Source organism: Aeromonas sp. 600948, assembly GCF_049174875.1.
Taxonomy (GTDB): domain Bacteria; phylum Pseudomonadota; class Gammaproteobacteria; order Enterobacterales; family Aeromonadaceae; genus Aeromonas; species Aeromonas veronii_A.
This window is the reverse complement of sequence record NZ_JAAKTY010000011.1, coordinates 142,199-154,108: the sequence shown is the minus strand read 5'-3', so window position 1 is coordinate 154,108 and position 11,910 is coordinate 142,199. Positions and strand designations below refer to the sequence as shown.

Annotated in this window: 6 protein-coding genes; 5 read left to right on the top strand and 1 reads right to left on the bottom strand. The window is 60.7% G+C overall.

The genetic code is table 11. The annotated features are described in order from the left end of the window. The first annotated feature begins 320 nt into the window (after positions 1–320). The 5 genes from G5182_RS11665 (at position 321) to ruvC (ending at position 8,293) form a co-directional block, all read left to right on the top strand. The gene (locus G5182_RS11665) at positions 321–974 is read left to right on the top strand and encodes a TetR/AcrR family transcriptional regulator (protein ID WP_421206238.1); all 654 of its coding nucleotides are present in this window, start codon (positions 321–323) and stop codon (positions 972–974) included. 48 nt (positions 975–1,022) lie between these two features. Further along, the gene (locus tag G5182_RS11660) at positions 1,023–3,362 is read left to right on the top strand and encodes an acyl-CoA dehydrogenase (protein WP_005353557.1); all 2,340 of its coding nucleotides are present in this window, start codon (positions 1,023–1,025) and stop codon (positions 3,360–3,362) included. Positions 3,363–3,528: 166 nt separating this feature from the next. Continuing rightward, the gene (locus tag G5182_RS11655) at positions 3,529–6,591 is read left to right on the top strand and encodes an efflux RND transporter permease subunit (RefSeq protein ID WP_421254398.1); all 3,063 of its coding nucleotides are present in this window, start codon (positions 3,529–3,531) and stop codon (positions 6,589–6,591) included. Positions 6,592–6,606: 15 nt separating this feature from the next. Next, positions 6,607–7,656, top strand: a complete 1,050-nt coding sequence (locus G5182_RS11650) for an efflux RND transporter periplasmic adaptor subunit (protein WP_421254397.1) — start codon at positions 6,607–6,609, stop codon at positions 7,654–7,656. A 115-nt stretch (positions 7,657–7,771) separates the two neighbouring features. Then, positions 7,772–8,293 (top strand): crossover junction endodeoxyribonuclease RuvC, encoded by a 522-nt coding sequence (ruvC, locus tag G5182_RS11645; protein ID WP_005334512.1) that lies wholly within the window; start codon positions 7,772–7,774, stop codon positions 8,291–8,293. 96 nt (positions 8,294–8,389) lie between these two features. Here ruvC and G5182_RS11640 read toward each other — a convergent pair whose 3' ends face one another. After that, positions 8,390–11,491, bottom strand: a complete 3,102-nt coding sequence (locus G5182_RS11640) for a hypothetical protein (protein WP_421254400.1) — start codon at positions 11,489–11,491, stop codon at positions 8,390–8,392. Between the last annotated feature and the right edge of the window lie 419 nt (positions 11,492–11,910).

Sequence of the window (11,910 nt, the reverse complement as noted above, 5' to 3'; positions counted from 1 at the left end):
AAGGCGTAAATATCAAAGTGTGTTTGTATGAGGCCCTGGGGCGCCCCATGCAACACGTAATTGGGACATAGCCTTTTTTTTGCCTGCAAGCCGCAAACCGGTAACAAACGCGCAAAAAAAGGCCCAACTAGCATGGTGCAGGTTGGGCGAGACTTAATGTTTAATTGCAGTGGCATAGATATAGAGTCCTGCTTTTTGACTAAGTTCCGCCCACTTTGCTTTTTTCATCGAAAAACATTCCGCTAACACTCATTCACATTCTCTTGACACTTCACGTTATGAAACGTACTTTTTAAACATTCGTTTAAGTGAGGTGTCCAGTGAGTAAAATCGATACCAAAAACCGTATTCTCGACGCCGCTGAAGTGCTGTTTGCCGAGCGGGGATTCGCCGATACCTCTTTGCGTCTGATCACCAGTGAGGCCGATGTCAATCTGGCATCGGTGAACTATCACTTCGGCTCCAAGAAGGAGCTGATCCAGGCGGTGCTCGACCGCTATCTGAGCCTGTTTATGCCCGATCTGGATGCGCGCCTGCGGGTACTGATGGAGCAGGAGCAGCTGACCCTGCTGCAACTGTTTGAAAGCTTTGTAGAGCCGCTGATGAAGCTCTCGGCGGTGCGGGCCAACGGCCCGGCCATCTTCATGCAGTTGCTGGGGCGCGGCTATATCGACAGCCAGGGCCACCTGCGCCGCTTTATCACCGCCCACTACGGCGCCATTCTGATGCGGATCACCCAGGCCATCTCCAAGGCCAATCCGGCCCTGTCGCCGGCAGATCTCTTCTGGCGCCTGCACTTCACCCTGGGCACCGTCGTATTCACCATGGCCTCTGCCGATGCCCTGCGCGACATCGCCCTGGCCGACTTTGGCCAGCAGCTCGATGTAGAAGGGCTGGTGCGCAACGTTATTCCTTATCTGGCGTCCGGAGTCGGGGCGCCCGTGGAGTCGACCAGGCTCTCCCTGGCCGTGTAACAACCAACAATAAATCAACGGAAACAGTGAAATAGAAGGAACTTCGGTATGATCACATTGCTTGTCCTGCTGGTGCTGGCGATAGCCGTTGTGCTCGGCGTACCCTCCATCCGTAAAAAGGTGGTAACCCGTCCGGTGTTCGGCATCTTCAAAAAGATATTGCCGCCCTTGTCAGCCACCGAGCGGGAGGCCATGGAAGCCGGCTCCGTCTGGTGGGATGGCGAGTTGTTTCGCGGCAACCCCGACTGGAAAAAACTGCACGGTTACGGCAAGGCCGAACTGACCGCAGAGGAGCAGGCCTTTATCGACAATCAGGTCGAAACCCTGCTCGCCATGGTTGATGACTTCAAGATCGTCAACGAAACCAAAGACCTGCCGGAACCGGTGTGGGACTATCTGAAGAAGGAAGGCTTCTTCTCCCTGATCATCCCGAAATCCTATGGCGGCCGCGAGTTCTCGGCGATTGCCAACTCCACCATCGTCACCCGCATCGCCACCAAGAGCCTGAGCGTGGCGGTCACCGTCATGGTGCCGAACTCCCTCGGCCCGGGCGAGCTGCTGATGCACTATGGCACCCAGGCCCAGAAAGATTTCTGGCTGCCGGGGCTGGCCAATGGCAAAGAGGTGCCCTGCTTCGCCCTGACCGGGCCGGAGGCGGGCTCCGATGCGGGCGCCATTCCTGACAAGGGGATCGTCTGCAAAGGGATGCACAAGGGTGAAGAGGTACTCGGTATTCGCCTCAACTGGAACAAGCGCTACATCACCCTGGCGCCGCGCGCTACCGTGCTGGGGCTGGCGTTCAAACTCTATGACCCGGAAAAACTGCTGGGTGACAAGGAGGAGCTTGGCATCACCTGCGCGCTCATCCCCACCAGCCACCCGGGCGTGCGCGTCGGCGATCGCCACTACCCCATGGGTCTGGCGTTCCTGAACGGCCCGACCTTCGGCAAGGATGTGTTCATTCCGCTCGACTGGATCATCGGCGGCCCGGATTACGCCGGTCGCGGCTGGCGCATGCTGGTCGAATGCCTCTCCGCCGGTCGCGGCATCTCACTGCCTGCCCTGGGCACCGCTTGCGGTCACATGGCGAGCCGTACCGTAGGCGCCTACTCCTATGTACGCAAGCAGTTCGGCATGTCCATCGGCAAGTTTGAAGGTGTGCAAGAGGCGCTGGCCCGCATCGGTGGCCTCACCTATCAGCTGGAAGGGGCCCGTCGCATGACCGCAGGTTCCCTGGATTTGGGTCAGGCACCGGCCATCGTCACCGCGATTTCCAAGTACCACATGACCGAAATGGCGCGTCAGATCATGGATGACTCCATGGACATCCACGCCGGTCGTGCCATCCAGCTGGGCCCGAAAAACTACACCGGCTACGCCTACATGGGTATTCCGGTCGCCATCACGGTGGAAGGGGCCAACATCCTGACCCGTAATCTGATGATCTTCGGGCAGGGTGCCACCCGCTGCCACCCGTACGTCTTTGCCGAGCTGGAAGCGGCAGCCGATACCGACGTGGAGCGCGGTCTCGAGAAGTTTGACGCCCTGCTGATGAAACACATCGCCTTTGGCGCCGGCAACTTCTTCGGTTCCCTGTTCCAAGGGCTGACTCTGGGCCAGTTCAACAGTGCGCCGGTGGCAGGTGAAACCGCCCGTTACTACAAGCAGCTCTCCCGCATGAGTAAAGGGCTGGCCCTGTGCGCCGACGTCTCCATGCTGATGCTGGGTGGCGATCTCAAGCGCAAGGAGATGATCTCCGCCCGTCTGGGTGACGTGCTGAGCCACCTCTACCTGGCCTCCGCAACCCTCAAGCACTACGAGGATCAGGGCCGCATGGTCTCCGATCTTCCGTTCGTGCAGTACGCGGTGGAGCGCAACCTCTACCTGATTGGCAAGGCGTTCGAGGGCTTTTTCCAGAACTTCCCGAACAAGGTGGTGGGTGCCGTACTCAAGCGTGTGGTGTTCCCGTTTGGCGTGGGTTACAAGATGCCGGCCGACGATCGCTGCCACGCCATCTGTCTGGCCATGATGAAGCCGGGCGAGTTCCGCGACCGTCTGACCGCCCTCTGCTATGTGGGCAAAGACGAGGCGGATCCGGTCGGCCTGATGGAGCGCGCCTTCCAGGCCATGGTCGCTGTGCAGCCCTACGAGAAGAAGCTGGTGCAGGCCCAGAAAGAGGGCAAACTGCCCCGCAAACTGGCGCTGCCGGAGCTGGTTGCCGCCGCGCTGGCCGGTTCCATCCTGAGCAAGGACGAAGCGGACAAACTGCTGGCCGCCGATGCCCTGCGCTACGAAGCGATCCAGGTAGACAACTTCGCCCCGGGCGAGCTGGAAGGCTTCTCCCAGCAAGCAAACAAGCAGCCAAACAAGGTCGAGCACGCCGCCTGATCCCTTGGCAACCCTGCACCAAACCGGCCCTCGTGGCCGGTTTTTTTGTTTGTTAACCATGCATTTACAAGCCGGGATAATTCCAGTTAAATGCTTGAGTCCCTTTGCAGGGGCTTTGGAAGCAAGGCCAGCGGAATGGCCGATAACAACAACTCAGGAAGAGTGAATGAACCTCGCCAAAACGGCGATCGAACGCCCCATCTGGGTGGCGGTCTCGATCGTGCTGATTTTCCTGCTGGGCCTGCTCAGCATCCGGGGACTGCCGATCCAGCTGTTCCCCGACATCGACCGTCCACACCTCAACATCTCGGTGAGCTGGCGTTCAGCCTCGCCCCAGGAGATGGAGTCGGAGATCACCGACCCTATCGAGCAGGAGATGCAGGGGGTGCAGGGGCTCAAGAGCCTTGTCAGCAACAGCTATCCCGGCTTTACCGAAATCGACATGGAGTTTGCCCTCGGCACCGACATGCAGCGGGCCCAACTCGATGTGATTTCGCGACTGAACCGGGTCTCGGGATTGCCGGACAAGATTGGCGGCCCCTACGTCAACAACTACAGCAGCAACGATACCCTCACCTTCTTCTTCATCCAGCAACTGCCCGGCGCCAAGGGAGTGATCGATGATCATCAGGCGTTGATCGAGGCGCGGGTCAAACCCGAGCTGGAGCGCATCGAAGGGGTCTCGACGGTCGCAGTCGAGGGGATCAACGAGCGCCAGATCCAGATCCGCTTCGACCCCTATCGCGCCGCCGAGCTGGGGGTGGAGATCCCGGTGTTGGCCAGCCGGGCCACCACCGGCTGGGACGTATCGGCCGGTACCCTCGACATCGGTCGCTGGGAGTACAAGCTGCGCTTCGCCGGTCGTTACGATGTCGAGACGCTGGGGGACAAGGTGGTGGACTGGCGCAATGGCCTGCCCATCTATCTGCGGGATGTGGCGGAAGTAAGGGTGGCCAGGGAAGAGAACCCGGTGCTGCGGATCCAGAACGGCAATACCGCCATCGCCGCCCAGATCTTCAAGGAGAGCGGTGCCAATGCCCTGGCCTCCCTTGAGGCGATCAAGGCCCGGGTGAACGAGCTCAACCGCGAGGTGCTGGAGCCGGTCGGGCTGCACATGGAGCAGTCGTTCGATGCCTCCCTCTACATCAATCGTGCCGTCAGCATGGTCACTGCCAACCTGGGGCTCGGGGTGCTGCTCTCCTGCGCCATCCTCTGGCTCTTCCTACGCCAGCTCAAGGCGACCTTGATGATTGCCCTCGCCATCCCCATCAGCATCATGCTCACCTTCTGCTTGCTCAAAGTGATGGATCGCACCCTCAACATCATCTCGCTGGCGGGCATCGCCTTTGCCGTCGGCATGGTGCTCGACGCCGCCATCGTGGTGCTGGAGAGCATCTACCGGCGCCACGAGCGGGGAGATTTGAGCAAGGCGGAGGCAGCGCTCGAAGGCACCCGTCAGGTGTGGACGGCGCTGGTCGCCTCCACCCTCACCACGGTTGCTATCTTCCTGCCGGTGCTGCTGCTCAACGATGTGGAGGGTCAGCTGTTTGCCGATCTGGCGCTCACCATCGCCTGCGCCGTGACGGTCTCCATGCTGGTCGCCGTCATCGTGCTGCCCGCGGTGGCGGCGCGCTGGATGGGGCGTGAAACGCTGACCGATCCCTATGAGTCGCTGTGGCAGCGCACCACTCGTCACGTGATCCGCTGGACCTCGACCTCACGCCAGCGCTGGACGGTCATTACCCTGATGATGAGTCTGCCGGCCCTGGCCACCTGGGCGCTGCTGCCCAAGATGGACTATCTGCCGGACGTGAAACGGGACGCGGTGGATGTCTGGATGAACTTCACCCCAGGGGTCAATCTCAAGGCCCAGCGCGAAGAGGTGATCGATACCCTGATCGCCCGCCTCGCCCCCTACATGAAGGGGGAGAAAGAGCCTGCACTCAAGAACTACTACATCTTGCGCTACCCGGGGGGGGCCCAGATTGGCGTGCGCCCCAAAGACGAAAACCGCATCAAGGAGCTGGAGAGCCTGTTGATGAAACAGCTGCTGGTGGGTATTCCCGACACCCGGGTGTTCGGCGGTCAGGGGTCGCTGTTTGGCGGCTTTGACAGCGAGAACGGCGTCTCCCTGCTGCTGCAGGGGGGCAACCTGCCCGAGCTCTATCAGGCGGCCCGTGCCAGCATGGGGATCCTCAGCAAGGACTTGCCGGGAGCACAGATCCGGCCCGAGCCGAGTCTCGACTTCACCGCCCCCGAGCTCAAACTGGTGCCGCAAGATCGACGTCTCGCCGAAGTGGGCTGGGATCGCACGCCCTTGCCCACCATCATCCAGACCTTTGGCGACGGCTTGCGGGTTGGCGAGTATTTTGACGGCGAAGACCGGCTCGACATCATGCTGATGGGGCAGAGCTCCGCCAATCCGGAAGAACTAAAGGCAGTGCCGCTGGCCACCCCCTCCGGACGCATCGTTCCCCTTGGCGAGCTGCTGCGGGTAGAGCACGACATGGGCCCGGCCAGTATCTTCCGGGCCGATGGGCGGCGCAGCATCAGCCTGCAGATAGCGCCTCCGGCGGGCATGACCATGGAGCAGGTGCTCGACACCCTGAAAAACCGCAGTTTTGCCGCCATCCGCCCCCTGCTGCCCGCTGGTGGCGAGCTGCGCATTGCCGGCAACGCCGACAGCCTGCAACAGGCGCTCGACAATCTGGGGACCATCTTCCTGTTCGCCGTGGTGATCCTGCTGGTGCTGCTGTGGGGGGTGTTTGCCTCCATCAAGGATGCCCTGCTGGTGCTGCTCACCCTGCCCCTTGCCTCAGTTGGCGGCGTGCTGGCACTGCAACTGAGCGGGCTGCTGGTGCCGCTGCCGATGGATCTGCTCACCATCATCGGCTTTGTCATCCTGCTGGGACTGGTGGTCAACAACGCCATCCTGCTGGTGCATCAGACCCGCACCGCCGAGCGGGACGGCATGAGCCGCCAGCTGGCGGTGGCCGATGCCCTGCAAAGCCGGATGCGCCCCATCGCCATGACCAGCCTCACCAGCATCTTCGGAATGCTGCCGCTGATGCTGAGCCCGAGCGAGGGGAGCGAAATTTACCGCGGGCTCGCCACCGTCATTGTCGGCGGCATGAGCTGCAGCACCCTGTTTACCCTGATCCTGTTGCCTGCCTTCCTGCGTCTCGGAGAGCAGGTGGCGATCCCACAACCCCTGCGCCAGCGGGCCTGAGCAAGGAGCTCATCGATGACACATATGATTACCCGAATGTTGGCTGGCGCTGCGCTGATTGCAGGCAGTGCTCTACCGGTATTGGCCGATCAGGGCAAGATGGTGACCCTGGCGGATGTGACCCAAGGGGATGCGGCCGCCAATATCTGGGTCAGCGGCACGGTGGCGAGTCGCCAGCAAGCAGCGCTCAGCGCCGAAGTGAGCGGCCGGGTGGAGTGGATCGCCGAATTTGGCAGCCGGGTCAAAAAAGGGGATGAGCTGCTGCGCCTCGACAGTACGGCGCTGCGCCTCTCGCTGGAGCAGGCTCGCGCCGAGCAGGCGAAATGGCAGAGCAACCTGCGCTTCGCTCGCGCCGAATCCCAGCGGATCACCCGACTGCACCAGCAAAAGAGCGCCTCCCAGAGCCAGTACGACAAGGCCAGCTACGATGTGGAGCAGGCCGCGCTGGCCGAGCGGCTGGCCGCCATACAGGTGAACCAGATTGAAGAACAGCTGCGCCGCAGCCGCATCTATGCCCCGTTCGACGGGGTGGTGAACAACCACTTCATCCAGCCCGGCGAGCATGTGGACGCGGGCGAGCAGGCGCTGGAGCTGGTCAACCCGGATCAGCCGGATATCCGCCTGCAGGCCCCCATTCTCTGGGCCCAGCAGCTGGCACCGCAAGCCCGGCTGCGGGTGGAGGGGGAGCAGCTGAGCGGTCACGGCGTCTATTACCAGCGAGCCGCCAGCGCCGATCCCAAGTCGCGCCTCATCGAGCTGCGCCTCAAACCGGAAGCGGGCACCTTCATCATCGGCTCGCCGGTACGGGTTGCCCTGCCACTGGGGGATCAGCAGAGCATGCTGCTGCCCCGGGATGCTCTGGTACTCGGCACCGATGGCAGTGTGGTCTATCAAGTGGCGCAGAGCGGCAAGGCGCTCAAGGTGAATCGGGTGCCGGTCACCGTGCTGTTTGGCGACAGCCAGCAGGTGGCGGTGAGCGGCGCCCTCAAGCAGGGGGACCGGGTGGTGGTACGCGGTGCCGGCAGCCTGCAGGATGGCGACACCATAGCGCTGTTCAAGGGCTAACCACGCCCGACGCAGGCTGGCCAATCTTTACCCGCTTGGCCCGGGACATACAGCCAAACGGGCCACAGTTTGCTATCTTGGCGGCCATCACTCGCGTTTAGAGCAATCAACACCCATGAGCATTATTTTGGGCATCGATCCGGGATCGCGGATCACCGGATACGGGGTTATCCGGGTCGTGGGCGGCAAGGCCGAATACTTGGGCTCTGGCTGCATCCGCACCGATTGCGGCGAGCTGCCGGAGCGCCTCAAGCAGGTCTATGACGGGGTATGCGAGATCATCACCCAGTTCAAACCCACCGAGTTTGCCATCGAGCGGGTCTTTATGGCCCGCAACGCCGACTCGGCCCTGAAACTGGGGCAGGCCCGGGGCAGCGCCATCGTCGCAGCAGTCAATGCCTACCTGCCGGTGAGCGAATACTCCGCCACCCAGATCAAGCAGGCGGTAGTCGGCACCGGCGGTGCCGCCAAGGAGCAGGTGCAGCATATGGTGACCCATCTGCTGAAACTCTCCGCCACCCCGCAGGCGGATGCAGCAGATGCCCTCGGCGTCGCGCTCTGCCACCTGCACACCCGCCAGAGCCTGATCAAGATGGCCGGCCGCGCCAGCAGCTCGGTACGTGGCCGCTATCGCTGAGCCCTTATGTCCCCCCACGGCTCGTCTCTGTGTCAGCAAATAAAAAACCGCCCCGGCTATCCGGGGCGGTTTTGTTTGGCCGTTTTGTTTGAGCGCTTAGCGAGCCGAAATGGTGATGCTGGCGAGATCGATCAGATTGACCGCCCCCTTTTGACCGCCTGCATCGTTGTAGGTGTCGTTCGCCTTCAGGTAACTCATGTTGTAAAAATCGCTCACTCGAATGTCATACTCTCCGGCGGGCAGATCCACCACGAACGGCGTCGAGTCACGCAACGGTTTGAGGTCGCCCTCTTTCATCACATGGGGCATCTGCACCATGCCGCTGGCGACAACCTTGCCACCACCAAGCACCGAGATCCGTTTCACCCCGTTGGTCACCCCCAGATTGATGGCATGCTGGGCATTGCTGTATTGCAGGCGAATAGCGTGCTTGCCATCCAGCTTGACCCCCTGCACCAGCAAGCTGTCGTCGGGGCGGCCCCAATCCTTGAGGTAAGGGACGGGAATGGCCCCATCGGCGGCGCTCACACTGCCGGTATGGGAGACGTTGGCCCCATCGATGGCGATATGTTGCAGCGCAGGCTGATAGCAAACCGGCTTGGCATGATGGGAGCGGTTGCCGGACTCCGGATAGACCGCCTCGGCACTGTAGCAATAGGCCTGGCCCGGCTGTAGCACCATGTCGTCGACCCAGCTGGTCGCACGATCCAGCCCGGAGGCCACCTGCTTGCCATCCCGATAGATGTTGTAGCTGAGCGCCCCCTTGTTGACACTATCCTGCAGGGCAACAACCAGCTTGCCACTCTGCTCGCTAACCCCGAGCAGGGTCGGCTCGGTCGGTGCAAACACCTGCCGGTTCTCGACATCCAGCGGCGCCACATCCTTGATCAGGCGGATCCCCTGATCATCAGCCACGGCGGCACCGAGCGTCACCTCAATCCGGTTGCCAGGGGACAGCATATTTTCACTGATCTGCTCCCCCACCGGAACGCCATTGAGCGTCACGCTCTGCACCGGATAGTAACTGCCCTCCCCGCCCAGCTCCGGCAGTTGCAGCACTATGTCAATCTGCTTGCCACGATAGTTCAATCCCTTGAGTGCAGCCTCGGGCTTGGCCCCCATCAGCTTGTGCAAGTGAGCGGTGACAAACGGCTTGATCCGGATCCCCCCCTCTTCCACCTTGTAGCCGAAGGTGGTGTCGGTCACCATGCCAAGGTAGCCCCCGACAGACCAGAGCTGGCGCTGGGAGTTGATCACCGGTCCCGTCAAATCGGGATGGGCCAGATCCATCAGGGAGGGCTGGCCGGAGAGCCACTCGAGGTTCTCCATGTTGGAGAGGTTCAGCGCGGCACCGCGCATCAGGGAGTCGATATGGTGATCGACCACGGCAACGTTCTGCACCATGGCCGCCGCCTTCAGCCCGTAGGCGGAGACAAAGGGCCAGATGGCGCGGTTATGGTAAACCGGCATATCGGGTTGCTGCGGGAAGTAGACCGGTGCGCCATAAGGGCCCATGGGATAGCGACTGATGATCTCTTTGGCCTGCGCCTCATCGGCAACACCGGCCAGAATGGCGAGGGATTCCCCCAATAGATCGAACTTGTAGGCCGGGCTCTGATCGGTAGTGGTGTTGATCAGGCTGGCATACATCTTCTCGTCCGCCAGCCAGAAAGCGCGATTAATCGCCAGCTTCAGATCCCCCGCCCACTGGTTATAGCGGATCGCCAGCTCATCGTGCCCCAGCTCGCCCGCCACCCGCGCGGCCAGCAGCAACCCCTGATAGTGGGTCACGTTGGTGGAGAGAGATTTGCTCATGCCGATGTGGGCGATATCGGCGGTGATCCACTTGGCATAGGTCTGGTCGCGCCAATCGAGGAAGGATTGCTCGCCGACATAGAGACCATCTGCGCTATCGAAGGCGGCCAGACGATCACTCTCTATGGTGTTGCTCAGTCCTTCAAAGACATCGGGCAAGAACGCGCGGCGCTCGGCATCAGGCAGGGCAGCCAGCACCCGCTCGGCCCCCAGGGCCCAGCTCATGCGATCGGTACTGATGGGCCAGCTGCCCCCGGTACCGGTATCCTGAATGATCTGGCGTCCTTGCGGGATCAAGCTGTCCAGATCGCTTGTCAGCTCGGCTCTGAAATCAGAGAGCTTGAAGCGCAGGGAGTTGCGCGCACGCATGGGATCAAGCGCCCCCAGCCCCAGATCGGTGGCGTAGGAGAGATCCCGCGTCCATACGTAATGCCACTTGGCGCCGGTTTCAAAACAGTCGCACGGGATCGCCTGACCCCCGTTGTAACTGCCATCCTTGACCTGCGCCACGCTGTTCTGGCGCATCTCGTGGGTAGCCAGCGCAAACAGGGCATCAAACACCATGTTGCCGGAGCGCAGGCGGGGCAGATCCGCTTGCTCCTGATAGGTAGTAAAGCTATCACCCGGATCACGCAACTCCTGAGTGGTCGACTGCGCATAGCTACGATACTCGTCACTGGCCCGCTTGACCGAGAAGGTGGCCGTTTCCGTCACTCCGGGCTTATAGGTCTCATATTCGCGCTTCTCGATCAGCTCATGCCCTTCATGGGGATTGATCATGCCCAAATCACTATCGCCTGCAACGCTGACCTGCAACAGAGGAGCATTCTCATCCTGGCTGGCATCCAGCAGGAACTTGTAATACCCCTCCTGCTCTACCCGCACGGTTGCCAGCTGGCACTGAGCATCGCAGCGCTGCATCTTGACCGGGTTGTTCAATGCAATGACGCCATTGAGCCCAAAGCCGATCCCCTCCTGAGCGGAGGCAATCTTTATCTTGTGCTCACCCACAGTCAGCTTGGCCACCATCACATACTGCTTGTCCCCCTGATAGACCATCTGCAGGACAGGCTCCAGATTGCCATCAATCCCTTTCAGATAGAGACTCTCGCTGTAATTGGGGTCATCACGCACCATGGAAAACTCGATGGCCGGTGCAGCCAGATCGGCATTGGTCACCTTGACCTGAATGTCGAGCAGCCCCTTTTCCGTCACCACCAGACGGTTGTTCTGCCCGTTGTTCTGGTAGTACATGGGGTAGACCTGACCGGGGAAGATGCTGGTCTCCTTGCGGGAATCCGCAGAGAAATCGGGATATTTGGTCCACTCGGGCCCGGCCACTTTGAACGGGGACATACCCGAGTTCATTTTCAGGTTGTCCAGACGATAGACACCATCCTTGAAGGTCAGTTTGAACTTCTCCTCACGACCCCAGCCGCTAAACTCACCGACCATATAGAGATCAAAATTCCAGGGCGCCTTCACCTCGGGTTTGGCCCCGTTATCGTTGCCGCTGGATGAGCTGTCGTTACAACCGGACAAAAGAACCCCGCCGCAGCATAACGCCACGGATAATGCCAATGGACGAATTTTCATATATTCCCTTCGTTACTTTTTTGTTTTGTTATTGAAACAGCATTGAGTAAAACTGTTTTTGCCAGTCTACGTGGTCAGTATTCGCCAGAAAAATAGACCACGTCACCATCGGCATAGATAACATCTATAACCAGATGAAATTACGTGATCCACCGCACCAAACCGGCTATCAAGCGGTAAAAGCGATTTGAATACAACGTGAAGGG

Bases quoted from the DNA above. Each gene is read 5' to 3' on its own strand.
- G5182_RS11655 (WP_421254398.1), top strand. From the start codon at position 3,529: ATGAACCTCGCCAAAACGGCGATCGAACGCCCCATCTGGGTGGCGGTC.
- G5182_RS11660 (WP_005353557.1), top strand. From the start codon at position 1,023: ATGATCACATTGCTTGTCCTGCTGGTGCTGGCGATAGCCGTTGTGCTC.
- G5182_RS11650 (WP_421254397.1), top strand. From the start codon at position 6,607: ATGACACATATGATTACCCGAATGTTGGCTGGCGCTGCGCTGATTGCA.
- ruvC (WP_005334512.1), top strand. From the start codon at position 7,772: ATGAGCATTATTTTGGGCATCGATCCGGGATCGCGGATCACCGGATAC.